The sequence below is a fragment of the Kutzneria buriramensis genome, assembly GCF_003387475.1.
GTDB classification, from domain to species: domain Bacteria; phylum Actinomycetota; class Actinomycetes; order Mycobacteriales; family Pseudonocardiaceae; genus Kutzneria; species Kutzneria buriramensis.
Map to the genome: position 1 here is coordinate 516568 of NZ_QUNO01000004.1, position 22764 is coordinate 539331.

A 22764-nucleotide genomic window follows, 5' to 3' on the forward strand; every position below is an offset into this window, starting at 1 on the left:
CAATGGGACGGGTGGCCAGCAACGTGCGAACTCGAACTCGCGCGGCCAGGCCGCCCGCCTATCTCGACGAGGGCCGGCGCCGGGTCGGCGGCGCGCCGCTGACCTTCGTGTTCTCGCTGCTCACCGCCGCCGTGATCGGCATGGTCGCGCTGCGGCTGTTCGGCATCGACGGTGATCACCTGATGGTTGTCCTGCTGGCGGGAACCCCGTTCGCCGCCGCCGGCGGGGCGCTGCTGTCGATCGTCGCCATGATGTTCCGGCGGTGGGCCGTGGCCGTGGTCGCGCTGGCCTTCACCGCCTGCCTGTTCGCCGCCGTCGCCCCGCGGGCGTTCACCGCGCCCCGGCCGATCGGGTCCGGGCCGACCGTGCGGGTGCTCACCGTCGACCTCACCCAGGGCAAGGCCGACGCCGCCGCCGTCGTCACCCTGATCCGGGACCAGCACGTCGACGTCGTCGCCTTCCAGGAGCTGACCCCGCAGTCGGCCGCCGCGCTGGCCGCCGCCGGGCTCGCCGGCGTGCTGCCCGACCAGGTCTTCCAGCCCGGCGACGGGCCGACCGGCTCCGGCATCGCCTCCCGCTACCCGCTGCAGCCCGTCGAGGTCGAGGAGGCCGCGACCTTCCCGCAGGTCGCCGTGCAGGTGTCCCTGCCGCAGCAGCGGGCCATCCAGGTCGAGTCCGTGCACGTCCGGCCGCCGACCGACGACAACACCACCGACACCTGGAAGCGTGAGCTGGACGCCCTGCCCGACCCCGTCGACGGCTCGCCGCCGCTGGTGCTCGCCGGCGATTTCAACGCCACCGTCGACCACGCCGGGCTGCGCGCCGAGATGGTCACCGGGTACGTCGACGCCGCCTCCCAGGCCGGCGACGGACTGCTGCCCACCTGGCCCATCGGCGGCCAGCTGCCCGCGCTGCTGCCCATCGACCACGTGCTCGTGGACAAGCGCTGCCCCGTCGACAGCTTCGCCACCTTCGACGTGCCCGGCGGCGACCACAAGGCTGTGCTGACCCAATTCGTCGCCAGCAGCTGATCATCCCTGCCATGCTTCCCGCATGAGGGGGAGGAACTCTGTTGTGGTGCTGCTCGCGCTGGCCCTGGCCGGCTGCGGCGCGACCGATCAGCCCACGGCGCCGGCCCAGCAGCCGGACTTCGTCAAGCACGCCAACGCCGTCGACGTCGACCGCTGGGACGGCCAGCCGTCGGCCACCAGCGGAATCAACCACCTGGTGCCGTACGGACGGTGCGCCCTCGGGATCGGGGTCTACGCCGGCGAACGCGGCCCCGTCGGCACGCACTGGGCCGGCAACGCCGACTGCACCTCGTTCAAGCTGCCGGCGCAGGGCGTCGCCGGCCTGGCGGCCGTGTCCGCCGTCGCCATGCCCGACGGCTCGGTGATCGGCGCCAACACCGTGCTCCAGCGTCTCAACGCGGACGGGACGGTGACCCCGCTGGCCGCCCTGCCCCCGGCGTCAGCCGATTCGCAACAGGGGCCCGCAGAGGCCCGAGTCATCGTGCGGTCCGGCGACCGGCTGGTGACCGGTGGCGGCCATCTCGTCGGCGACAATCCCGCGCCGCTCGCGTGGACCTCGACCGACGGTGGCAAGACCGTGAAGCCGGTGGCGGTGCCGCCGGTCGACAACTACATCGGGGCGATGGCGGCGAGTGACAACACGGTCCTGGCGGTGGAGCAGACCGCCGAGAGCGGCCGGCTCGCCATCTGGCGGTCGACGGACAGCGGCCAGAGCTGGCAGCTGACCGAGCTCGACGCCAAGGCGAACCCAATGGTCGCCAACCTGCTGCGGACCCCGCAGGGTTGGCTGATCGTCGGCACCGGGGAGGACGAGAAGGACCCGGCGGGGCAACCGTTCCTGGCCAGCAGCTCGGACGGCGTCAGCTGGAAGGTGATCGACACCTCCGCCGTGGCGACCGGCCGGGTGGTCGACGCCACCGCCACCACGTCGGGTGAACTGGTGCTCGTCGGCGAGGGCGGCAAGTCCAACTGCGAGGTGGCGTGGGCCGGCGCCGTGGGCTCGCTGCGTCGGGTCGACCTCGGCTGCGGCGAGGCGGCCAAGGCCACGACCACGCTGGCCGACGGGCGGGTGATCATCGTCGGGACCACGTCGGTGTGGGTCAGGGACGTCAGGTGAGGGGTGTCGCGTCGGTAACAGGAAACGCGGGGGCCAGGTCGTGCGATGCTTCCACCATGAGGGGGAGGAACTACGCGATCGCCCTGCTGGCCCTGGCGCTGGCAGGCTGTGGTCACGCTGCGCAGAGCGCACCGACCAGAGCGCACGGTGACTTCGTCAAGCATCCCGACTCGGTGCAGGCGGGCAGCTTCGACGGCGACACCACGACCTACGGCATCGGCATCAACGTGCTGGTGCCGACCGGGACGTGCGCCATCGGCATCGGCACGTACAAGACCGGATACGACACGATCGGCGACAACTGGAACGGCAGCGCGGACTGCACGTCGTTCAAGCTGCCCGACCACGCGCCGACGGGCACGAGCCTGGCGCCGAACCCGACGTCGGCCATCGGCCAGCCGGGCGGGTCGGTGATCGTCGGCGCGGCCACGGTGCAGCGGCTCGACCCGGACGGCACGGTGACCTCGCTGGCCGACCTCGGCCTGGGCAGCACCGGCAAGGTGACGGCGCTCGCGCAGACCGGCAACCGGCTGCTGATCGCCGGCTCGCAGAACAACGGCTACCCGGCCCCGAAGCTGTGGACGTCCACCGACGGCGGCAAGACCGCGACGCCGGTGCAGCTGCCGGCGACCAAGGGCGACGTGGGCGCGCTGGCGGCCAACGACGGCACGGTGGTGGCGGTCGAGGCGGCCGCCGAGAAGAACACCGACGGCAGCCGCCAGCTCGGCGTCTGGCGGTCGCTGGACGGCGGCCAGAACTGGCAGCTGACCAAGTTCGCCACCGGGCAGTCGGAGGTGACCCCGACCGGGGTGCTGCACACCACCGGCGGCTGGCTGATCTTCGGCAACACCTCCGACGGCCAGCAGACCGGGACCTTCCTGGCCACCAGCTCGGACGGCGCGGCCTGGAAGGTGGTCGACGCCTCGTTCCTGGGCGGCGGCGTGGTCACCGGCGTCACCGGAACCGACGTCAACGACCTGGTGTTCACCGGCCAGACCACGATCGCCGTCGGCCAGCAGGCCTGCGGCCTGGCGTGGACCGGGGCGCTGGGCTCGATGACCCGGGTCGACCTGGGCTGCGACGACGTGCCCAAGGCCGTGACGACGCTGTCCGACGGGCGGGTGGTCGTCGTCGGTGGGACGGCGGTGTGGGTCAGGGCTTGAGGCCGCCCGGCCACAGGTACTGATCGGCCGGCTGGGTCACGCCGCGGAACCACGCGTCGAAGAATCCCTTCAGGTCCTTGCCGCTGACCTTCTCGACGTACGACTCGAACTCGGGCCAGGTGGCGTTGCCGTCGCGGTGCAACGCCGGCCAGGTCCTCAGCACCTGGAAGAAGGGATCGTCCCCGATGGCGCGGCGCAGCGCGTGCAGCGCCATCGGGCCCTTCGTGTAGACGGCGGTGAACTCGTTGCCGGCGCCCATGTCGTAGAGCTTGCCGCCGAACACCTGCTGGCCCTTCTGCGCCAGCAGGCGGTACTGGGCGTCGAGGTTCACGCCCTCCTTGGCCTCCGACCACAGCCATTGCGCGTAGCTGGCCATGCACTCGTTGAGGCAGACGTCCTTCCACTGCCGCACCGACACCGAGTCGCCCCACCACTGGTGGGCGTTCTCGTGCACGACCGTGCTCAGGTTGGTCCACTGCGCGAAGATCGGCCGGGTCTGCGTCTCCAGCGAGTAGCCGATCTTGTCGGCGATGAAGATGCCGCCGGCCGCGTCCTGCGGGTACTTGCCGAACTTCGACGACAGGAAGTCGAGGATCTCCGGCAGCCGCGCCTCCAGCGCCTTCTTGTCGTCGGTGCCCGGCGCGAACGCCGACACCACCGGCGTGCCGTCGGCCAGCTTGTCGTTGGCGATCGTCCAGTGGTCGACGCCGACCGTGGTCAGGTAGGACGCGATCGGGTCCGGCTCGTCCCAGCGGAAGGTGGTCCAGCCGTCCTTGGACTCGTTGCGGCCGGGCAGGCCGTTGGAGATCACGCTCCAGCCGTCCGGGACCTTCGCCGCCAGGTGGAACGACGCCTTGTCGGTCGGCGTGTCGTTGACCGGGTACCAGGTCGACGCCGACTGCGGCTCGCCCGCCGCGAACGCGCCGCCGCTGGTGGAGATCTGCCAGCCCTCCGCGCCGATCTTCGGCGACTTGACCGGGGTCGGCACGCCGTCGTACTGCACCTCGACGGTGAAGGTGCTGCCGTCGGCGACGCCCTGCGCCGGCGTGATCACCAACTTGCCGCCGTCCCGTTGCTGCTGCGCCGCGCGGCCGTCCACCGTCACGGTGCGGACGTCGAGGCCGCTCAGGTCGAGGCTGAACTCGCTGAGCGCCTGGCTGGCCTTCGCGGTGATCGTCGTGTCGCCGTCGAGGTGGTGCGAGGTCGGGTCGTACGTGATCGCCACGACGTAGTTCGAGGCGTTGTAGCCGCCGTTTCCGCTGGTCGGGTAGTACGGGTCGCCCGCGGTGCGCGCGCCCGCCGTGCCGGCCACCTCGTCGTCCGACTTGGCGCCGGGCGTGCAGCCCACGCACAGCGCCGCCACCGCCACCAGCGCCGCCACCCTTCGAACCCGCATGCCGTTACGTGTAGCAGGTGGTATGAGTGCTCCGTGTTCGATGTCGTCGAGTTCGGCGGCTCCGGTCCCGGGATCCTGCTGCTGCACGGGTTGATGGGCCGGGCCTCCACCTGGTGGCCGGTGGCGCAGTGGCTGCGGCGGTACGGGCGGGTTGTCGGCATCGATGCGCGGGGACACGGTCGTAATACGCAGCGCGGCGGCGATTGGCGCACCGAGGACTTCGCCGAAGACGCCGCCGCCGTGATCCGGCGGCTCGACCTCGGGCCCGTGATCGCCATCGGCCACTCGATGGGCGGGCTGCACGCCCTCGTGCTGGCGGCCGAGCATCCGGTGCTCGTGCGGGGCGTCGTCGTCGAGGACTTCGCCCCCGACCAGCGCGGACGCACCGTCGACGTGTGGCGGTCCGAGTTCGACGGCTGGCCCCGGCCCTTCGAGTCCCTCGCGCACGTCCGGTCCTTCTTTGGGCCGGTCGGCGACTACTTCGTCGAGTGCTTCGAGGAACGCGCCGACGGCTACCACCTCATCGCCGACTTCGCCGACCTCTACCGCATCGCCGCCGAGTGGGGTCTGCGCTCGTACTGGCCCTTCGTCGACCGGATCGAGGCCCCGCTGCTGGTCATCGAGGCCGAGCACTCGCTGATGCCGGCCGGGCAGCAGGCGGCGATGGCCGCCCGCGTCTCCGACGGCCGCCACCTCGTCGTGCCCGGCGCCGGGCATCTCGTCCAGCTCAGCGCACCCGACGTCTACCGCGGCGCAGTGGAGGCCTTCCTTTCGGGCCTACTGGACCGCTGAGCCTGGGCGTACCGTCAAATCGGTCCGACTGACGGGAGCCCCCGATGGGGACGCTCGCCTTCGACGGCGACAACCTCGAGCTCACCGAGGAATTCCTCAGCAGGGCGTACACGCCGATGCAGATCGGCGGCGACACCGAGCACACCCGGGCCCGGATCTCCCGCAACGTCGTCGGGCCGGTCAGCATCGACCTGCTCGACTTCGACTACGACATAAGCCACGACGCCGATGTCATGGGCAAGGTCTGCCTGTGCAGCGTGCTCTCCGGGACCGCGGAGCGGCAGATCTTCCACGGGGAGGCCGGCTCCTTCGGTCCCGGCGACGCGTTCGTGTACGCCCCGCACGACCGGCCCTACTCCGGCGTCATCCGGCGGGCCCGCTACAACATCGTCCTGTTCGACCCGGAGCTGCTGGACCGGGTGGCCGCCACCGTGCCCGGTCGACGAGCCGATCCGGTGCGGTTGACCGGCGACCGGCCCGTCTCCGCGGCGGCCGCGCGGCACCTGCGGCAGACCATCGCCTACCTGCGCGACGGCATCTTCGCGGATCCGATCCTGAGCGCGCAGCCGCTGTTGATCTCCACTGCCACCCAGCTGTTGGCCGCCACCGTGCTGACGACGCTTCCCAACACTGCGCTCATCGACCCCACCATCGAGGACCGCCACGACGCCACCCCGGACACCGTGCGCCGCGCCGTCGCCTTCATCGACGACAACGCCCACCTGGACCTCGCCGTCGCCGACATCGCCGCGGCCGTCAACGTCAGCGTTCGCACCGTGCAAGCCGCCTTCCTTCGACACCTGGACACGACGCCCATGAGCCATCTGCGCCGGGTCCGCCTGTCGAAAGTCCACGACGATCTGGTGGCGGCCGACCCCGCGACCGGAACGAGCGTCACCGCTGTCGCCGCGCGGTGGGGCTTCTTCGAACTCGGCCGGTTCGCCGCCGCCTACTCGCCGCGACGGCCTGAGCTCAGGCGCGGCTGAACAGGATGTCGACCTCGCCCGTCACGGTGTCGGTGATGCCGACCTCGTCGACCTTGGCGCGGACGGGTTCGACGGGATGCAGGGCGGCGATGCCGGCGGCCAGGGTGGGGGTGTCGATCTCCTGCGCCAACGCGCAGTGCGGCACCCACGAGCCCGGCAGGTAGTAGGCGACCGGGTTCTTGACCTTCTTCGCCAGCACGTCGTGCACGGCGGAGTGCACCGCGAGCAGCTCGGCGTCGACGACGGCGGTCAGCACCAGGTTGTTCTCGGTGGTGGGGAAGGTGCCCAGCGTGTAGAGCCAGATGCTGGGCAGCGCCAGCAGGTCGAGCTCGGCGGCGAGTTCGGCGCGGGTCTGCCGGGTGAAGGCGCCGCCGAGCGCGAAGGTGACGTGCGGCCGGTGCCGGCGGTGGCTGCGGGTGGCCAGGCTCGGCACGCCGGCGCGTTCCAGCCGCTGCCACATTCCCCGCACCGCGGTGTCGGCCTCACCGTCGAAGAAGAACTCCAGGGCCTGTGCCATGGAGTTCATCCAACACGGTCACGAGGGGCGCACACCCACGGCGTCGCGGATCTGGTTGCCGAGCTCGGCGACGGTGCGGGCGCAGTGCGCGCAGCAGTAGAACCGGCCGTCGACCTCGACGCCGTGGCCGACGATGCGGCAGCTGCACCGCTCGCAGCGCGGCGCGAGCTTCTCCATCGCGCACTCGAAGGAGTCGAACCAGTGGCTCTCGCCGGACACCGTCCGGATCTCGAAGGCCATCCAGTAGTCGTTGCCGCAGACATCACAGGTCGCCATGGCGCCAGGGTGCGGGCTGGCCGGGAACCCGGCAAACGGGAGCGCCGGCGCTCACCCGTCAGTGCTCACCCGGCAGGGCGAACAGGCCGGCGTCGGTCTGCTCGATCAGTCCGTCCACGAGCAGCGAGTCCAGGCATCGGTCGCGCTGGCCGGCGTCGGACCACGCGGCGTCGAGCAGCGGCCGGGCGACCGGTCCGGGGGCGCCGCGGAGCACGTCGAGCAGCCGACCCCGCACCTGGCGGTCGGTGCCGGCGAACTTCTGCACGGCCTTGACCGGCCCGTTGTACGCGGGGCGGCCGGCGAGCTGCCAGGCACAGGTGTCGAACACCGGGCAGTCCGCGCACCGGGGCGTCCGCGCGGTGCAGATCAACGCGCCGAGCTCCATCAACGCGGCGGAGTAGCGCGCGGCGGCGGCATCGGTGGCGGGCAGCAGGGCCTCGACGTCGGCCATGTCTCGGGTGGTCGACGGGGGACCGGCGTCGCCGGCGCCGTGCACGGCCCGGGCGACGACCCGCCGGACGTTGGTGTCGACGACGGGACACCGCTTGCCGTAGGCGAAGGCGGCGACGGCGCGAGCGGTGTACGCGCCGATGCCGGGCAGCGCCAGCAGGGTGTCCACGTCGTCGGGCACGACGTCGTCATGCTTGAGGGCGATGGCCGACGCGGCCTCGTGCAGGCGCAGCGCCCGCCGTGGGTAGCCGAGCTTTCCCCACGCCCGGACGACCTCGCCCTGGCTGGCGGCGGCCAGCGCGGACGGCACCGGCCAGCGCGCCATCCACTCGTGCCAGATCGGCTCCACGCGGGAGACCGGCGTCTGCTGGAGCATGATCTCACTGACCAGCACGCCCCAGGCGGTGCATTCGGGACGACGCCAGGGCAGATCACGCGCCGTGTCGTCGAACCAGCTCAGCAGTGTGTCGGCGGCAACCATCGCCCCCGATTATCCCTGGCCGGGTGACAACACCTCGTGCAGGGCACCGTTGTGCACGTCGTAGACGAAGCCGCGGATGCTCTCCTTGTGCGGCAGGAACACGCTGTGCCGCAGGCGGGCCATCGAGGTCCGGACGCTGTCCTTGACCTCCTTGAACGCCTCGACGGCCCAGGTCGGCCGCAGGCCGGTGTCGGCCTCCAGCTCGTCCTTGAACTCGTCGTCGGTGGTCATCGACAGCCCACACGAGGTGTGCTGCACGACCATGATCTCCCGCGTGCCCAGCTTGCGCTGGCTCAGCGCCAGCGAGCGGATGACGTCGTCGGTCACCACGCCGCCGCCGTTGCGCAGCACGTGCGCCTCGCCCTGCTGAAGGCCGAACAGCTCGAACACCCGGATCCGGGCGTCCATGCACGTGAGCACCGCGATGTGCAGCGATGGGCTGGCCGAGGACCGGTCCCCGCGGGTCCGGTCGACCAGTGCGGCATTGCGTTCGAGCAACTCGTCGATGGCGGTCATGTCGCACCTCCCTGCCTCTGATCTCTATGGCACCTGGTCGGGGCACGCCTGACAAGGGCAATTGACCAAAGACACAACCGGATTGGGTGACCGCCAGAATCCCTGGCCCTCGGTGCCGGCGGCGTTACCGTCGGTGCATGATCGAGCCAACCGGACCGCTCGACCCGTCGGTGTACTGGCGTCGCCGGGTGGTCGCGCTCGCCGGCTCGGTCCTGGCCGTGGTGCTGCTCGCGGTGATCATCTCAGGCTGGCTCGGCGGCGGCTCACAGGCCGATCCACAGGGGGTGGCCAACAGGCAGAACGTGGTGACGACCTCGGCCAAGCGGCTCACCTCCTCGCCGCCCACCAGCGGCACGATCACGCCGGCCGGGGCCTCCTCGTCCTCGTCGGCCTCGCCCGCGCCGCCGACGACCACCACCACGACCGGGCCGCCCCCACCGCCGCCCCCGCCCGGGCCGTGCCCGGACGCCTCGATCACCGTCGAGGCGCGCATCGCGCAGCCCAGCTACCGGGTCGGTCAGGCCCCGCTGCTCACGCTGGTGGTCACCAACTCCGGCAAGGTCGCCTGCAACCGGGAGGTCACCCGTCAGCTGCGGGAGCTGGTCGTGCTCACCGCGGACGCCAGCACCCGGCTGTGGTCCAGCTCCGACTGCTACTACAAGCAGGACCCGGACACCCGGCTGCTCCAGCCCGGCGAGCAGGCCACGTTCAGCATCGCCTGGGCCGGCCGCACCTCGTCGCCGAACTGCGCGCCCAGCGGGGCGCTGCTGCCGGCCGGCGATTACACGGTGGTCGGAAAGCTGGGTAACCTGACGAGTCGGCCGACGCCGTTCAAGCTCACGTGATTCGCCCAATGGTGTAACGGCTGGACGCACTATTCCCCAATGCCGATCCAGTACGGTGTGGATCCACGGGAAGTCGTTCGAAAGGATCCGTTTCCGGTCATGGACGAGCAGGCAGCGGCGGGAGTTGACCGTTTCCGGTCGACGCTGCTGCGCGCCCTGGTGCTGATCGGCGGCGTGCTCGCCGGCACCGCGCTGGCGTGGCTGCTGTCCTCGGCGACGGCGTCGGCCGCGGAGGAGAGCCCGGTCTCCGGGCTGGTGTCCACCGCGGGGTACGTGATCGACAACTCCGTCACCCACACCGTGCACATCGGCCAGGACGCGAAGGCGGCGGCGCAGGCGCTGCCGGCCGCCGCGCCCGCCGTGCCGGCCCTTCAGGTCCCGGTGCCGCACCTGGTGGCCCCGGTGATCCTGGTCGAGCAGCGGCTCGGCGAGCTGGCGCAGGCCGGTGCCGCCGAGTCGGTCGACCCGGTCGTGACCAGGACCTTCACTCCCGCCGACGGATCTTCGGCGCGGCACCGCGCCGAGGCGGCGCCGGCCGTGGACCGGGTCGTCGCCGACCCCGACCCGGCCGCCGCCGCGCGTCCGCAGGTCGGCCTGGGCACGACGCCGGCCGCGCCGATGCGGCCGGGCGGCCTGCCCAAGTCGTCCGAGGCCGTGCCGTTCGGCGCGCTGCCCGGCGGCGCCTGCGGCCACGACGGTCCGTCCAACGGCGGCGGCGCCTGCCTCGGCGACGGCTTCGCCGGAGTGCCGGCCGCCGCTCCCGCCATGCCCACGCACGCGCCGTCGCGCTGCGTTCCGATGACCGCGCGCCGTCAGCCCGGCATCACCCCCGACTGATTCGCCGCTCGCGCGAACGGTCCGCTCCACCCTCTTTTCTCTTCATCCCCATTTCTGGGTGATCCCTGCCCCGAATCCGTATTTCGTGGGATCACCCGTGTACTCCCGTGACCCGGGAATTCGACAAGGAGAACATTTCCCATGCGTACCTGGATGAGGCGCGGAATTCCGGCCGCCCTGCTCGCCGGTGGCGTGCTGGCGATGACCGCCGGCAACGCCGCCGCGGCGCTCGGCGACCCGACCGGTGTCGCGGACACCGCGCTGCGCCTGACCGACATCGTCGGCCACAAGGGCCTGCCGCCGCTGCCGGACACCAGCCAGATCCAGCTGCCGACCATGCCGATCGGCCAGTCGCAGCGCTCGCTCGACCCGTCCGACCTCGGCGGCAGCAGCCTCTCCCTGAGCAACGTGCAGCTCAACGGCACCGACCTGCCCAAGCCGGCGCTGCCCGGCCTGCCCGCCCTGCCGTCCCTCGGCGGCGACGACCAGCGGTCCATCGACCCCAGCCACATCGCCATCTCCGACCTGCCGCAGCTCCAGCAGCTGCCGAAGGTGCCGAACGTGGGCTCCGGCCTGCCGATCGCCCTGCTGCCCAACCTCAGCACCGAGCGCTCGCTGCCGAACCTCACCTACAGCGGCGCCGTGCCGACCGGTGGGTTGCACAGCCTGACCAAGGTGCCGGACCTGTCCAACGTGTCCGAGCTGACCCAGCTGTCCGACCCGGCCCAGTTGCCGTCGGTGCCGGCGCTGCCGCTCGGCGACGACCAGCGCTCGCTGCCGGCCGTGCCGGCGCTGCCGAAGCTGCCGCTCAACCTGCCGGGCGTGCCCGCCGGCCGTTCGCTGCCGGGCCTGGCCCTGCCGCAGCTCCCGCTGGCCGGCCTGCTGCCGGTGGGCGCTCAGCGTTCGCTGCCGGGCCTGCCCCAGCTGCCGCTCGCCGGCCTGCTGCCGGTGCCGGCTGGTCGTTCGCTGCCGGGCTTGGACCTGCTGAACACGCTGCCGCTCCAGGGTCTGCTGGGTGTTGCCGGCACTGAGCGTGACCTGCCGGGTCTGCCGGCTCTGCCGCTGGCTGGTCTGCTGCCGGTGCCGGCTGGTCGTTCGCTGCCGGGCTTGGATCTGCTGAACACGCTGCCGCTCCAGGGTCTGCTGGGTGTTGCCGGCACTGAGCGTGACCTGCCGGGTCTGCCGGCTCTGCCGCTGGCTGGTCTGCTGCCGGTGCCGGCTGGTCGTTCGCTGCCGGGCTTGGATCTGCTGAACACGCTGCCGCTCCAGGGTCTGCTGGGTGTTGCCGGCACTGAGCGTGACCTGCCGGGTCTGCCGGCTCTGCCGCTGGTTGGTCTGCTGCCGGTGCCGGCTGGTCGTTCGCTGCCGGCGCTGCCGGGCCTGGAGATGGTGCAGGGCCTGCTCACCAACACCCCGCTCGCCGCGCTGCTGGCCAGCACCCCGCTGGGCTCCGTCGCCGGTCGCGACCTCCCCGCCCTGCCGGGCCTGTCCGGCCTGCCGGCTCTGCCGCTGGCCGGTCTGCTGCCGGTGCCGGCTGGCCGTTCGCTGCCGGGTCTGGATCTGCTGAACACGCTGCCGCTCCAGGGCCTGCTGGGCGTCGCCGGCACCGAGCGTGACCTGCCGGCCCTGCCGAAGCTGCCGCTGAACGTGCTCCCCACCCAGCAGCGCGACCTCCCGCAGCTGCCGCTGGTCGGCTCCGCCCTGGCCAAGCTGCCCGCCCTGGGCAACGGCCTGCCGGGCGCCAGCGTGAACGGCATCCACGGCGTCCCCGAGCTCGGCCCGGAGTTCGCCCCGGCCATGCCGACCGACGACTCTGCTCGCTCCCTCGTGCCGGGTCTGCCCAGCACGCCCGCGGTTCTGGGCGGCCTTCTCGGCCACGCCCCGCGGCTGCCGATCAACGGCATCTGAGTAAGTAACCCCACGAAAACGGCCCCTGCCTTCCGCGCGAAGGCAGGGGCCGTTTCTATGGCACGCGTGCCGCGCGCGGCTCGGCCCCTTCGTCGCGACCTCGCGACTCCGCGGCAGGGCCTAGCAGCTGTTGCCGGATATCAGGGACCGAACCACCGCTCCTCGGTGATCCGCGGCGGCGCGGAGGTGGTGCCGATGACCAGCTCGGTGGACAGCGTCACGGTCCGCGGCCGGTTGTGGTCGGCGGCGTTGACCAGCAGCTTGCCGGCGGCGCGACCCTTCTCCAGTACGGGCTGGCGGACGGTGGTCAGCCCGGCCCGCTCGCTCTCCTGGATGCCGTCGAAGCCGGTGATGGTCAGGTCCTGCGGCACCCGCAGCCCCCGCCGCCGGGCCTCGGCCAGCGCGCCCAGCGCGAGGATGTCCGAGGTGCAGATCAGCGCCGTGACCTGGGGATCCCGGTCCAGCAGCTGGGCCGCGGCGGATGCGCCGGAGGCGATGTTGTGGTCGAAGCGCTCGACCACGGGGATGGTCGTCCAGTCCACGTTGGCCGAGGTGAACGCGGTGGCCAGCGCCTCCAGCCGGGCCCGCTGCACGTGGAAGTGCGCGTTGTGCTGCCGCTCGGCGTTGACGAAGTCGTCGTTGCGGTCCCGCGCCAGCCGCATGCACACCACGCCGACCCGCCGGTGGCCCAGCTCGATCAGGTGGTCCGCGACCTGGGTGATGGCGGCCCGGTCATCGATGCCGACCCGGTCCACGGTGTCCAGCTCGGGCTGGTCGCACACCACCGTCGGCACCGGCCGTTCGAGGACCGCCGCGAGGTGCGGGTCGTCGTCGGGCACCGAATAGACGACGAAGCCGTCGACGCCGGCGCGGTGCACCGCGGCGACGTCCTCCCGTTCCGGATTCGCCGGCACCAGGAGCAGGCCCTGGCCGGCGTCCTCGCACGCGAGCGCGAGACCCTCCAGGAAGCCGACCGCCGCCGGGTCGCGGAACGCGTAGGACAGGTTCTCGGTGAGCAGCAGCCCCACCGCGCCCGCCTTGCGGGTACGCAGCGACCGCGCCACCGGGTCGGGACCCGGGTAGCCCAGCCTCCTCGCCGTCTCCAACACCCGCCGCCGCAGCTCCGGCGAGAGCTGGTCCGGCCGGTTGTATGCGTTGGACACCGTTGTCCGCGAAACGCCCAGCTCAGCGGCGAGGGATGCCAGCGTCGCCGGCCGTCGCACATGCATTGACCGCGCCATGGAGTGACCGTAACGGTCAAGAACCAATTCGTGAAGCCGGGTGGGCGCGTGTCCCCCTGAAGCACTATCCCGGCACGTCAAGTGGTCTTTCCCGTTAAGCAACCTTGGTTTGGACCAAGTCACGCCCTCGGAATCGGTCCCGACGACTCTCTGACCACCAGTCTTGGCCGGAACAGCCGGGTGTGCGACGCCGACGGCTCGTGCCGGGAATCGGGGGCCAGACGCTGCACGAGCTCGTCCACGGCTGCGGCGGACATCTCACTGATGGGCTGCGCCACAGTCGTCAGCGCGGGGGTGCTGTGGGCGGCGAACGGGATGTCGTCGAAACCGACTACGGAGAGTTGCGCCGGCACGCACAGCCCGCGCCGGGCGGCCTCCCGCAGCGCCCCGATGGCCATCTGGTCCGACGAGCAGATCACCGCGGTCGGGGTGACGGTGTCGAGCAGCTGCCCGAGCGCGGCGGCCCCGCCCTCCGGCTCGAACGGGCCGTGCGCGACCAGCTCGGGCGGCGCGGGGTGGCCGTTCTCCTCCAGCGCCGCGGCCCAGCCGGCCCGCTTGAGCCGGGACGGCAGCGCCCGCGCCGGCCCGCTGACGAAGCCGATCCGGGTGTGCCCGAGCTCGATCAGGTGCGACGTGGCGAGGTAGCCGGCGAGCTGCTCGTCCACGGCGATGTCGGCGACGTCCAGGGCGGGGACGGCGCCGTTGATGAACACCATCCGCACGCCGTCGGCGACCAGCCGGGTGTAGTAGGCGGCCGCGGGGGCCTCGCCGGGCGGGGAGTTGGTGATCGCCGGCGACACGAAGATCATCCCCTCCACGCCGCGCGCCAGCACCATGCGCACGTACTCCTCCTCGCGCATGCCGGCCGACCGCGTGTTGCACAGCAGCGAGGAGTAGCCGGCGGCCGCCGCGCGGGTCTCCAGCGCCTCGGCGAAGGCCGGGAACACCGGGTTGGACAGTTCCGGCAGCAGCAGTCCGATCACGCCGGTGCGCTGCAGCGCGCCCAGTCCGCGGGGCGAGTACGGCAGGTCGGACAGCGCCGCCAGCACGCGCTGCCGGGTCTCCTCGTTCACGCCGGCGCGGCGGTTGATCACCCGGCTCACGGTCGAGACGCTGACGCCGGCGATCTTCGCGATCTCGGCCAGACCGGGCACCCGCGTCCTCCTGTGGTCAGGGCGTGTCGGGGGAAGCCTGCCCGTGCCGGAAAGCTTTTGCAACGACCGCGCCGAGTCACTGCGCCATTACGGTGCGATCACGACGGTCACCTTGCCGGAGTCCCGTTCACCTGCGTGAAATCCGTGGCAAAACTTTGCAGGGTAACCAGGAGGGGACGGACAGCAATCATGCGACGCACAGCCCTCGTGATCGCCGGCGCGCTGTTACTCACGGCCTGCGGCGGCGGCGCGAGCTCCGGCACGGACTCCGGCAAGGTCGTCTTCTGGGACACCAGCGGCCCCAACGAGCACCCGGTGTTCGACAAGGCAGCCAAGGACTGCGCGGCCAAGGGCGGCTACTCGGTCGACGTCCAGCAGGTCTCCTTCGACCAGGCGCTGGCCAACTACAAGACGGCCGCGCAGGGCGGGCAGGGCCCGGACGTGCTGCGCTCGGACGTCGGCTGGGTCGCCCAGTTGGCCCAGAACGGCCTGATCGCCGACCTGTCGGACGCCGTCACGGACACGTCCGACTACCTCGACGGGCCCCTGGGATCCACCAAGTACAACGGGAAGACCTACGCGGTGCCGCAGGTCACCGACACGCTTGCCTTGCTGTACAACAAGAAGAAGCTCACGGACGCGGGCGTGCAGCCGCCGGCCACCTGGGACGAGCTCAAGACCGACGCGCCGAAACTGGGCGGCCCCAACGCCATCTTCCTCAACAACGACGCCTACTACGCGCTGCCCTTCATCTACGGCGCCGGCGGCGACCTGCTCGACGTGCCGAACAAGAAGATCGTGGTGAACTCGGCGCGGAACGTGCAGGCGTTGCAGACCGCGAAGGGCCTGCTGGACGCCAAGGCCGCGACCACCGCGCTGGACCAGGCCAACTCGTACAACAACATGAAGGCGGCGTTCTCCGCCGGCCAGGTCGCGATGGAGATCGACGGCCCGTGGTCGGTGGTGGACCTGCTCAAGGGCGATGCCTTCAAGGACCCGGCCAATTTGGGCGTGGCGGTGCTGCCCGGGGTGACCGCCGGCAAGGGCAGCGGCCCCATCGGCGGCCAGGACTACGTCGTGCGGCAAGGAACCAAGGCCAAGGCGTCGTCGGTGAAGCTGATCCAGTGCATGAGCGCGACCGACGCGCAGGTGTCCATCTCCAAGCAACTCGGCCTGCTGCCGACGCGCAAGTCCGCCTACGACAGCCCGGACGTGAAGTCGCAGCCGACGGTCACGGCCTTCGAGCCGGCGATCAAGCAGGCGCATCCGCGGCCGTGGGTGCCGGCGGGCGCGCAGCTGTTCGACCAGCTCAAGATCGACTACGCATACGTGCTGTCCGGCCAGAAGGACGCCAAGACGGCGCTGGACGAGGTCGCGAAGACATACAAGGACCAGGTCGTCACCGACTACGCGGCGGGCTGACGTGCGACGCTCCCTGCAACGCCACTGGTACGCGTACGCGATGGTCGCGCCGGTGGTCGTGGTGCTCGCGGTGCTGGTGCTCTATCCGCTGGCGCAAGGCATCTGGTTCACCCTCACCGACATCAACGAGTCCAGCATCGCCAACCCGGTGCTGGACCGCCCGGCCAGCTACTCCTTCGTCGGGCTGCGCAACTACCTCAACGTGCTCTCCGGCGACGGCAGCTACGGCGCGTTCTGGGGCACGCTGGTGCGCACGGTGATCTGGACGGCCTCGTGCGTGGTGCTGACGTACGGCGTCGGCCTCGGGCTGGCGCTGCTGCTGAACCGGCCGATGCGGCTGCGGTCGCTGTACCGGGTGCTGCTGATCCTGCCGTGGGCGGTGCCGGTGTTCATCAGCGCGTTCGCCTGGAAGTTCATGTTCAACAGCCAGTTCGGCGTGATCAACCAGCTGCTCGGGGCGCTCGGGCTGGGCCAGCCGGTGTGGCTGGGGCAGACCGATCTCGCGCTGGTCGCGGTCGTCATCGTCAACGTCTGGGTGGGCGTGCCGTTCATGATGCTGGCGCTGCTCGGCGGCCTCCAGTCCATCCCGGCCGACCTGTACGAGGCGGCCGAGGTGGACGGGGCGACGCCGTGGCAGCGGTTCCGCGACGTGACGCTGCCGGGGCTGCGGTCGGTGTCCGGCACGGTGGTGCTGCTCGGCATCATCTGGACCTTCAACATGTTCCCGGTGATCTACCTGGTGACCGGGCCGGCCGCGAACCCGAACACCCGGATCCTCGTCACGTACGCGTTCGAGCGGTTCTTCTCCGGCGCGTCCCGGGACTACGCCGTGGCGTCCACGTACGGCGTGCTGATCCTGTCCGTGCTGCTGGTGTTCGCCACGTTCTACCGGCGGGCGCTGCGTCGTCAGGAGGCGTTCGCGTGAGCATCGAGACCCTTCAGGCTCCCGTTGTCAACATTCCGGTGCGGCACAAGAGATCCCGGGCGCGCAGCGTCGGCCTGCACGCGGCACTGGTGCTGGCGTCGCTGATCGCGGTGTTCCCGGTCTTCTGGGTGCTGGTGACGTCGTTCAAGCCGGACGGCCGGGCCGTCGCGCCGACGATCCGGCTGTTCGACGAGTCGTCGCTGGCCAACTACGGAGACGTGCTTTCCGGGCAGCAGGGCGACTTCCTGGCCTGGGTCGCCAACTCCGTGGAGATCGCGCTGCTCACCACGGTGATCGCCGTGTTCCTGTCGGCCACCACCGGGTACGCCGTCAGCCGCTTCCGTTTTCCGGGCAGCCGCAAGCTGTTGCTGTCGTTCCTGGTGGTGCAGATGTTCCCGTTCGCGGTGCTGATCGTGCCGCTGTTCAACGTGCTGCTCACGCTCGGGCTCCAGGGCACGAGCATCGGGCTGGTGCTGGTCTACTGCACCACCTCCGTGCCGTTCTGCACGTACATGTTGAAGGGGTACTTCGACACCATCCCGGCCGACATCGACGAGTCGGGGCGGGTGGACGGGCTGTCGCCGTTCGGCGTGTTCTGGCGGCTGGTGCTGCCGCTGGCCCGGCCGGGGCTGGCGGTGACGGCGTTCTACGCGTTCCTCACCGCCTGGGGCGAGGTCGCGTTCGCCTCGGCCTTCCTGAGCGCTTCGGACGAGTCCAAGACGCTGGCCGTCGGGCTCCAGGTGTTCGTGCAACAGAACCGCGTCGAGTGGGGCCACCTGGCCGCCGCGTCGATACTCGTAGCGATCCCCGCGGTCGCGGTGTTCTACCTGGTCCAGCGATTCCTGGTCGCCGGACTGGCCGCCGGGGCGGTCAAGGGGTGACGATTCAGAAACGGTGCGTAGTCGGGGTCCGTCGAGGGGCTGACGTAAACGCTTTCTCGGGTTACTTTGTCGTCACACGTTCGCAGTGAAAGGGACCACACATGGCCGAGGTCGCCTACGTCAGTGCCTCCCGGGTGTTCGCCGGGAACCCGCCGGTGCGCGCGGTCGACCAGCTGGAACTCGACGTCGCCGACGGTGAGTTCCTGGTGCTGGTCGGGCCGTCCGGCTCGGGAAAGTCCACCGCCCTGCGCATGCTCGCCGGCCTGGAGGACGTTGACGAGGGGGCCATCAAGATCGGCGGCAAGGACGTCACCAACGTGCCGCCGAAGGGCCGCGACATCGCCATGGTGTTCCAGTCCTACGCGCTCTACCCGCACATGACGGTCGCGGAGAACATGGGCTTCGCGCTCAAGCTGCGCGGAACGCCCAAGCAGGAGATCAAGGACAAGGTCGCCGAGGCGGCCAAGATGCTGGACCTGACCAAGTACCTGGACCGCAAGCCGAAGGCCCTGTCCGGCGGTCAGCGCCAGCGCGTCGCGATGGGCCGCGCCATCGTGCGCGAGCCCTCCGTCTTCCTGATGGACGAGCCGCTGTCCAACCTCGACGCCAAGCTCCGCGTCGAGACCCGCGCCAACATCGCCGCCCTCCAGCAGCGGCTGGGCACGACCACCATCTACGTCACGCACGACCAGGTCGAGGCCATGACCATGGGCGACCGGGTCGCCGTGCTCAAGGACGGCCTGCTCCAGCAGTGCGCCTCCCCGCGCGAGCTGTACGACCGCCCGGCCAACGCGTTCGTCGCCGGCTTCATCGGCTCGCCCGCGATGAACCTCAAGACGGTTCCGCTGTCCGCCGAGGGCGCCCAGCTGGACGGCCTGACCGTGCCGCTGACCAGGGCCGCGCTGGACAAGGCGTCGTCCGAGGGCCTCAAGGAGGTCACCTTCGGCGTCCGGCCCGAGACGCTGCGCCTGGCCTCCGGCGACGAGCCGGGCATGGAGCTGACCGTCGAGCTGGTCGAGGAGCTCGGCGCCGACGCGTACGTCTACGGCTCGGTGCGCATCGGCGGCCAGCCGGAGCGGTTCATCGTCCGCGTCGACGGCCGCACGCCGCCGGCGTTCGGGCAGAACGTCAAGGTCGCGGTCCGCGACACCAGCGAGGTGCACCTGTTCCACCCGGAGAGCGGCGCCCGCCTGGAAGTCTGATCCGCTGACTCGTGTGGCCCGCCCGGCTCGTCCGGGCGGGCCACACGCGCAACCGGGGTGACCAGGTCGTCGTCTGACCGGATATGCGCGACCTCTACCGGGATGGCTTCGACTACCTCACGTCGAGGCCCGACGTCACGGCTGCCCTGCTGCTCGGCGGCCTCGTCCTGGGGGCGTTGGCGCTGCTGGCGGCGCAGGTGTTCCGCTGGGGCCGGATCGCCTCCGTGCTGGCCGGCGTCAGCCTGGCGCTGGCCCTGTCGGTGACGCTGGTGCGGCCGTACTGGGGCGGCGTGCTGCTCGGCGACCCGCTGCTCGTGTGCGTGCCGGGCGTGTTCTCCGTGGCCGGCAGCGGGGCGATGCTCAACTTCGTGATGCTGATGCCGCTGGCCTTCTTCGGCGTGCTGGCGACCAAGCGGCCGCTGCTGGTGGCGCTGGGCTGTGCCTCGGTCAGCGCCGGCATCGAGATCAGCCAGGCCGTCTTCGAGCTGGGCGTCTGCGACGGCCAGGACTTCCTGAACAACAGCGTCGGCGCCGCGCTTGGCACCCTGGCCGGCTGGCTGCTCCTGCTGGCCTTCGGCCGTAATCGGCGGCAGCTGCGGCGCGAGGCCGCGCCGGTCGGTCCGCCGCCGCCGCTCTGGGCCTCCGTCCCGGCCCGGGTGGTGCCCGATCACGAGACCGTGCCGCTCGGCCGGCCGACCGCGGCCTCCGGGGCGTGGCGCAGGCCGTAACCGCCCGACTGCGGCGAAGAACACACCCCGGCGCACCGGCAGGCCCTCGACCTGCCGGTTCGTCGTGTCCGGCGGGTCAGATCACTCGTCCAGGTGATAACGATTTTCACTCCAACGGGGAAGTTGATCACTTTTCTCACCTAGGCTGCACACGACAACGGTTTCCATTGTTAGATCTTCACGCTGTCGAGGGGTGTGCTGATGACCGTCCGTTTCCGATGGGCCGGAGCGGCCGTGGTGGCCATGGCGGCGATGACCGCCGCCGCGTGCGGCAACGGCTCGGCCGCCCCGGCCGACGGCAAGATCAAGGTGGTCGCGTCCACGGACGTGTGGGGCAGCGTGGTCCGGGCGGTCGGCGGCGACGACGTCGCCGTCACGTCGATCATCGACGACCCGACCAAGGACCCCCACGACTACGAGATCAAGCCCACCGACACCGCCGCCGTCGCCGGCGCGCAGCTGCTGGTCTCCAACGGAATCGGCTACGACGACTTCTTCGCCAAGGCGGTGTCCACGGTCGGCGCGGGCAAGCCGAGCGTGGTGGCGTTCGACGTGTCCGGCAAGACCAAGACCGACGACACCAACGAGCACGTCTTCTACGACCTGCCCACCGTGAAGAAGGTCGCCGACAAGATCGCCGAGGACCTGGGCAACATCGACGCGGGCAGGAAGGCCACCTTCGACGCCAACGCCAAGGCGTTCGACGCCAAGATCGACGGCCTGATCGCCCAGCTCGGCAAGCTGCCCGCCGGCAAGAAGGCCGTGGTCACCGAGCCCGTCGCCAACTACCTGCTGGCCGCCGGCAACGTCTCCGACGCCACGCCCGAGGCGTTCGAGAAGGCCGTCGAGGGCGGCACCGACATCCCCGTCGCGGCCGTCGCCGCGGCTACCGCGCTCATCCAGAACCACCAGGTCGACGCGCTGGTGAACAACGCCCAGACCGAGACCGACGTGACCAACCAGCTCAAGGCGAAGGCCGCCGCGGCCAACATCCCCGTCGTGGACGTGACCGAGACGCTGCCCGCCGGCACGACCGACTACGTTGGTTGGATCGGCAAGGAGGTCGACGCCCTATCGAAAGCGCTCGTGAAGCAGTGACGGCGGACGCGCTCGTCGACGCCGCCCCGGTCAACGCGCCGGCGGCGGCGCTGCGCATGCGTTCCGCGCGGCTCGCGTACGGCAGCCGCGTGCTGTGGGACGGCCTCGACCTGGACATCAGGCCCGGCGAGTTCCTGGCCGTGCTCGGCCCCAACGGCTCCGGCAAGACCAGCATGCTGCGGGTGCTGCTCGGCCAGCAGCCGCTGTCGGCCGGCACCGTGACGATCGCCGGGCACGCGCCCGGCAAGGCCAACCACAAGCTCGGGTACATCCCGCAGCAGCGGGCCATCGACGCCAACCTCACGCTGCGCGCCCGTGACCTCGTCGGACTCGGCCTCGACGGCCACCGCTGGGGCCTCGGCCTGCGCGGGCGGGCCGAACGCCGGCGCAAGGTCGACGCCGTGCTGGCCGAGGTCGGCGCCAGCGACTACGCGGATCACCCGGTCGGGCTGCTCTCCGGCGGCGAGCAGCAGCGGCTGCGGGTCGCCCAGGCCCTGGTCGGCGACCCCGAGCTGCTGCTGTGCGACGAGCCGCTGCTGTCGCTGGACCTCGCCCACCAGCGGGTCGTCAGCGACCTGATCGACGCCCGCCGGCGCACCGCCGGCACCGCGGTGCTGTTCGTGACGCACGAGATCAATCCGGTGCTGCCGCTGGTGGACCGGGTGCTCTACCTGGTCAACGGCCGGTTCCGGATCGGGCCGCCGGACGAGGTGATGACGTCCGAGAACCTGTCCGAGCTGTACCGGACGCCCGTCGACGTGCTGCGCGTGCGCGGCCAGATCGTGGTGGTCGGCGCGCACCAGGAGGCCCACCACTGCCCCGAGCCCACAGCCGAGGTGCGGCCCTGATGCCGGACAAGCTCACCCTCGCCGTGCATCCGGAGGTGCGGCCCTGATGTCCGACTACATCTCCACCACCCTCCTTCTGCTTCCCTTCGTCGGCACCGCCCTGGTGGCCGCCGCCGTGCTCGGCGTGCTGGCCGGCGTGCTCGGGCCGCTGATCGTCACCCGCAACATGGCCTTCTCCGTGCACGGCACCAGCGAGCTGGCGTTGACCGGCGGCGCTGCGGCGCTGCTGGCCGGGATCAACGTCGGCTACGGCTCGTTGATCGGCGCGGTCGTCGCGGCGGTGATCCTCGGGCTGCTCACCCGCAAGGTGTCGGAACACGACTCGGTGATCGGCGCGGTGCTGGCGTTCGGGCTGGGCGTCGGCGTGCTGCTGCTGTCCTTCTACGAGGGCAACTCCGCCAACAAGTTCGGACTGCTCATCGGGCAGATCGCCAGCGTCGACCCGGGCAGCCTGGTGCTGCTGGTCAGCGCGGCGGTCGGCGTGCTGGTGGTGCTCGCTTTCATCTACCGGCCGCTGCTGTTCGCCAGCGTGGACGCCGAGGTGGCCGCCGCGCGCGGGGTGCCGCTGCGGGTGCTGTCGCCGGTGTTCGCGGTGCTGGTCGGCGTGGCGACGGCGCTGGGCGTGCAGACCGTCGGCTCGCTGCTGGTGCTGTCGTTGATGATCACGCCGGCGGCTGCGGCGTCGCGGGTGACGGCGTCGCCGCTGGTGGCCACCGTGCTGTCGATCGTGTTCGCGGAGCTGGCGGTGCTCGGCGGCATCGTGCTGTCGCTGGTGCCGGGCAAGCCGGTGAGCGCGTTCGTCACGGCCATCTCCTTCCTCATCTACCTGGTGTGCCGGCTCGTCGGCGTGTTGCGGGCGCGGCGCATCGGCAGCGGGCGCGGCATGGCGTCCGCCCACCTGGCCGTAGGGGCGGGGACTCCCTGACCCCTGATCGGGGCTTTCCCTAATG

Annotated in this window: 23 protein-coding genes; 16 read left to right on the forward strand and 7 right to left on the reverse strand. The window is 71.2% G+C overall.

Going from position 1 to position 22764, the window contains the following annotated elements; translation table 11 throughout:
* Nucleotides 1-11: 11 nt before the first annotated feature.
* The 3 genes from BCF44_RS14525 to BCF44_RS14535 are packed head-to-tail and all read left to right on the forward strand — an operon-like array spanning nucleotide 12 to nucleotide 3311.
* Entirely contained in the window at nucleotides 12-1031 is a 1020-nt protein-coding gene (locus tag BCF44_RS14525; protein ID WP_170217532.1) for an endonuclease/exonuclease/phosphatase family protein, read from the forward strand.
* 22 nt (nucleotides 1032-1053) lie between these two features.
* Nucleotides 1054-2148 carry a WD40/YVTN/BNR-like repeat-containing protein gene (locus BCF44_RS14530; protein WP_147328494.1) on the forward strand — a complete coding sequence of 365 codons (1095 nt, stop codon included), beginning with the start codon at nucleotides 1054-1056 and terminating at the stop codon, nucleotides 2146-2148.
* A 56-nt stretch (nucleotides 2149-2204) separates the two neighbouring features.
* Nucleotides 2205-3311 (forward strand): WD40/YVTN/BNR-like repeat-containing protein, encoded by a 1107-nt coding sequence (locus BCF44_RS14535; RefSeq protein WP_116174751.1) that lies wholly within the window; start codon nucleotides 2205-2207, stop codon nucleotides 3309-3311.
* Here BCF44_RS14535 and BCF44_RS14540 read toward each other — a convergent pair.
* Nucleotides 3301-4707: a M1 family metallopeptidase gene (locus BCF44_RS14540; RefSeq protein WP_116174752.1), complete on the reverse strand. Its 1407-nt coding sequence runs from the start codon at nucleotides 4705-4707 to the stop codon at nucleotides 3301-3303. The two genes, BCF44_RS14535 and BCF44_RS14540, sit on opposite strands and share 11 nt — an antisense overlap.
* Nucleotides 4708-4740: 33 nt before the next feature.
* Here BCF44_RS14540 and BCF44_RS14545 point away from each other — a divergent pair, with 33 nt between their 5' ends.
* Nucleotides 4741-5499: an alpha/beta fold hydrolase gene (locus BCF44_RS14545; protein ID WP_281283107.1), complete on the forward strand. Its 759-nt coding sequence runs from the start codon at nucleotides 4741-4743 to the stop codon at nucleotides 5497-5499.
* 44 nt (nucleotides 5500-5543) lie between these two features.
* Nucleotides 5544-6485 (forward strand): helix-turn-helix transcriptional regulator, encoded by a 942-nt coding sequence (locus tag BCF44_RS14550; protein ID WP_116174753.1) that lies wholly within the window; start codon nucleotides 5544-5546, stop codon nucleotides 6483-6485.
* Here BCF44_RS14550 and BCF44_RS14555 read toward each other — a convergent pair.
* From BCF44_RS14555 to BCF44_RS14570, 4 genes are read right to left on the reverse strand one after another with little or no spacing between them, the layout of a single operon-like run.
* On the reverse strand, nucleotides 6472-7002 hold the full coding sequence (locus BCF44_RS14555; RefSeq protein ID WP_116174754.1) for a 2'-5' RNA ligase family protein: 531 nt from the start codon (nucleotides 7000-7002) through the stop codon (nucleotides 6472-6474). The two genes, BCF44_RS14550 and BCF44_RS14555, sit on opposite strands and share 14 nt — an antisense overlap.
* An 18-nt stretch (nucleotides 7003-7020) precedes the next feature.
* Nucleotides 7021-7278, reverse strand: coding sequence for a Prokaryotic metallothionein (locus BCF44_RS14560; RefSeq protein WP_116174755.1), 258 nt, complete (start codon nucleotides 7276-7278; stop codon nucleotides 7021-7023).
* Between the two features lie 58 nt (nucleotides 7279-7336).
* Nucleotides 7337-8209, reverse strand: coding sequence for an HhH-GPD family protein (locus BCF44_RS14565; RefSeq protein WP_116174756.1), 873 nt, complete (start codon nucleotides 8207-8209; stop codon nucleotides 7337-7339).
* A 9-nt stretch (nucleotides 8210-8218) separates the two neighbouring features.
* A complete protein-coding gene (locus tag BCF44_RS14570; RefSeq protein ID WP_116174757.1) occupies nucleotides 8219-8725 on the reverse strand; it encodes a beta-class carbonic anhydrase in 507 nt (168 codons plus the stop codon).
* Nucleotides 8726-8862: 137 nt separating this feature from the next.
* On the opposite strand from BCF44_RS14570, the gene BCF44_RS14575 reads away from it, so the two are divergent.
* From BCF44_RS14575 to BCF44_RS14585, 3 genes are all read left to right on the forward strand, one after another.
* Nucleotides 8863-9570 carry a hypothetical protein gene (locus tag BCF44_RS14575; RefSeq protein WP_116174758.1) on the forward strand — a complete coding sequence of 236 codons (708 nt, stop codon included), beginning with the start codon at nucleotides 8863-8865 and terminating at the stop codon, nucleotides 9568-9570.
* Between the two features lie 99 nt (nucleotides 9571-9669).
* Nucleotides 9670-10407, forward strand: coding sequence for a hypothetical protein (locus BCF44_RS14580; RefSeq protein ID WP_147328495.1), 738 nt, complete (start codon nucleotides 9670-9672; stop codon nucleotides 10405-10407).
* A 141-nt stretch (nucleotides 10408-10548) separates the two neighbouring features.
* On the forward strand, nucleotides 10549-12315 hold the full coding sequence (locus BCF44_RS14585) for a hypothetical protein (RefSeq protein WP_116174760.1): 1767 nt from the start codon (nucleotides 10549-10551) through the stop codon (nucleotides 12313-12315).
* A 140-nt stretch (nucleotides 12316-12455) separates the two neighbouring features.
* On the opposite strand, the gene BCF44_RS14590 is transcribed toward BCF44_RS14585, so the two are convergent.
* Together BCF44_RS14590 and BCF44_RS14595 are read right to left on the reverse strand one after the other, a co-directional pair.
* Nucleotides 12456-13556: a LacI family DNA-binding transcriptional regulator gene (locus BCF44_RS14590; RefSeq protein ID WP_116174761.1), complete on the reverse strand. Its 1101-nt coding sequence runs from the start codon at nucleotides 13554-13556 to the stop codon at nucleotides 12456-12458.
* A 119-nt stretch (nucleotides 13557-13675) separates the two neighbouring features.
* On the reverse strand, nucleotides 13676-14710 hold the full coding sequence (locus BCF44_RS14595) for a LacI family DNA-binding transcriptional regulator (RefSeq protein WP_116174762.1): 1035 nt from the start codon (nucleotides 14708-14710) through the stop codon (nucleotides 13676-13678).
* A gap of 189 nt (nucleotides 14711-14899) precedes the next feature.
* Between BCF44_RS14595 and BCF44_RS14600 the strand changes: the two genes are divergently transcribed.
* From BCF44_RS14600 to BCF44_RS14635, 8 genes are all read left to right on the forward strand, one after another.
* Nucleotides 14900-16132 (forward strand): extracellular solute-binding protein, encoded by a 1233-nt coding sequence (locus tag BCF44_RS14600; RefSeq protein WP_116174763.1) that lies wholly within the window; start codon nucleotides 14900-14902, stop codon nucleotides 16130-16132.
* Between the two features lies 1 nt (nucleotide 16133).
* Nucleotides 16134-17057 carry a carbohydrate ABC transporter permease gene (locus BCF44_RS14605; RefSeq protein WP_379797056.1) on the forward strand — a complete coding sequence of 308 codons (924 nt, stop codon included), beginning with the start codon at nucleotides 16134-16136 and terminating at the stop codon, nucleotides 17055-17057.
* Nucleotides 17054-17938, forward strand: coding sequence for a sugar ABC transporter permease (locus BCF44_RS14610; RefSeq protein ID WP_116174764.1), 885 nt, complete (start codon nucleotides 17054-17056; stop codon nucleotides 17936-17938). Before BCF44_RS14605 ends, BCF44_RS14610 begins: the two co-directional genes overlap by 4 nt.
* Before the next feature lie 101 nt (nucleotides 17939-18039).
* The gene (locus BCF44_RS14615; RefSeq protein ID WP_116174765.1) at nucleotides 18040-19140 is read left to right on the forward strand and encodes an ABC transporter ATP-binding protein; all 1101 of its coding nucleotides are present in this window, start codon (nucleotides 18040-18042) and stop codon (nucleotides 19138-19140) included.
* 83 nt (nucleotides 19141-19223) lie between these two features.
* Nucleotides 19224-19868 carry a VanZ family protein gene (locus BCF44_RS14620; protein ID WP_116174766.1) on the forward strand — a complete coding sequence of 215 codons (645 nt, stop codon included), beginning with the start codon at nucleotides 19224-19226 and terminating at the stop codon, nucleotides 19866-19868.
* A gap of 201 nt (nucleotides 19869-20069) precedes the next feature.
* Nucleotides 20070-20966 (forward strand): metal ABC transporter solute-binding protein, Zn/Mn family, encoded by an 897-nt coding sequence (locus BCF44_RS14625; RefSeq protein ID WP_116174945.1) that lies wholly within the window; start codon nucleotides 20070-20072, stop codon nucleotides 20964-20966.
* A gap of 56 nt (nucleotides 20967-21022) precedes the next feature.
* Nucleotides 21023-21814 carry a metal ABC transporter ATP-binding protein gene (locus tag BCF44_RS14630; protein ID WP_116174946.1) on the forward strand — a complete coding sequence of 264 codons (792 nt, stop codon included), beginning with the start codon at nucleotides 21023-21025 and terminating at the stop codon, nucleotides 21812-21814.
* A gap of 46 nt (nucleotides 21815-21860) precedes the next feature.
* Complete coding sequence (locus BCF44_RS14635) at nucleotides 21861-22739, forward strand: metal ABC transporter permease (protein WP_116174767.1); 879 nt, start codon at nucleotides 21861-21863, stop codon at nucleotides 22737-22739.
* Nucleotides 22740-22764 lie beyond the last annotated feature (25 nt).

Bases quoted from the DNA above. Each gene is read 5' to 3' on its own strand.
- BCF44_RS14600 (WP_116174763.1), top strand. From the start codon at position 14,900: ATGCGACGCACAGCCCTCGTGATCGCCGGCGCGCTGTTACTCACGGCC.
- BCF44_RS14620 (WP_116174766.1), top strand. From the start codon at position 19,224: ATGCGCGACCTCTACCGGGATGGCTTCGACTACCTCACGTCGAGGCCC.
- BCF44_RS14580 (WP_147328495.1), top strand. From the start codon at position 9,670: ATGGACGAGCAGGCAGCGGCGGGAGTTGACCGTTTCCGGTCGACGCTG.
- BCF44_RS14590 (WP_116174761.1), bottom strand. From the start codon at position 13,556: ATGGCGCGGTCAATGCATGTGCGACGGCCGGCGACGCTGGCATCCCTC.
- BCF44_RS14540 (WP_116174752.1), bottom strand. From the start codon at position 4,707: ATGCGGGTTCGAAGGGTGGCGGCGCTGGTGGCGGTGGCGGCGCTGTGC.
- BCF44_RS14550 (WP_116174753.1), top strand. From the start codon at position 5,544: ATGGGGACGCTCGCCTTCGACGGCGACAACCTCGAGCTCACCGAGGAA.
- BCF44_RS14585 (WP_116174760.1), top strand. From the start codon at position 10,549: ATGCGTACCTGGATGAGGCGCGGAATTCCGGCCGCCCTGCTCGCCGGT.
- BCF44_RS14630 (WP_116174946.1), top strand. From the start codon at position 21,023: ATGCGTTCCGCGCGGCTCGCGTACGGCAGCCGCGTGCTGTGGGACGGC.
- BCF44_RS14635 (WP_116174767.1), top strand. From the start codon at position 21,861: ATGTCCGACTACATCTCCACCACCCTCCTTCTGCTTCCCTTCGTCGGC.
- BCF44_RS14575 (WP_116174758.1), top strand. From the start codon at position 8,863: ATGATCGAGCCAACCGGACCGCTCGACCCGTCGGTGTACTGGCGTCGC.
- BCF44_RS14560 (WP_116174755.1), bottom strand. From the start codon at position 7,278: ATGGCGACCTGTGATGTCTGCGGCAACGACTACTGGATGGCCTTCGAG.
- BCF44_RS14530 (WP_147328494.1), top strand. From the start codon at position 1,054: ATGAGGGGGAGGAACTCTGTTGTGGTGCTGCTCGCGCTGGCCCTGGCC.
- BCF44_RS14615 (WP_116174765.1), top strand. From the start codon at position 18,040: ATGGCCGAGGTCGCCTACGTCAGTGCCTCCCGGGTGTTCGCCGGGAAC.
- BCF44_RS14625 (WP_116174945.1), top strand. From the start codon at position 20,070: ATGACCGTCCGTTTCCGATGGGCCGGAGCGGCCGTGGTGGCCATGGCG.
- BCF44_RS14570 (WP_116174757.1), bottom strand. From the start codon at position 8,725: ATGACCGCCATCGACGAGTTGCTCGAACGCAATGCCGCACTGGTCGAC.
- BCF44_RS14535 (WP_116174751.1), top strand. From the start codon at position 2,205: ATGAGGGGGAGGAACTACGCGATCGCCCTGCTGGCCCTGGCGCTGGCA.
- BCF44_RS14565 (WP_116174756.1), bottom strand. From the start codon at position 8,209: ATGGTTGCCGCCGACACACTGCTGAGCTGGTTCGACGACACGGCGCGT.
- BCF44_RS14555 (WP_116174754.1), bottom strand. From the start codon at position 7,002: ATGGCACAGGCCCTGGAGTTCTTCTTCGACGGTGAGGCCGACACCGCG.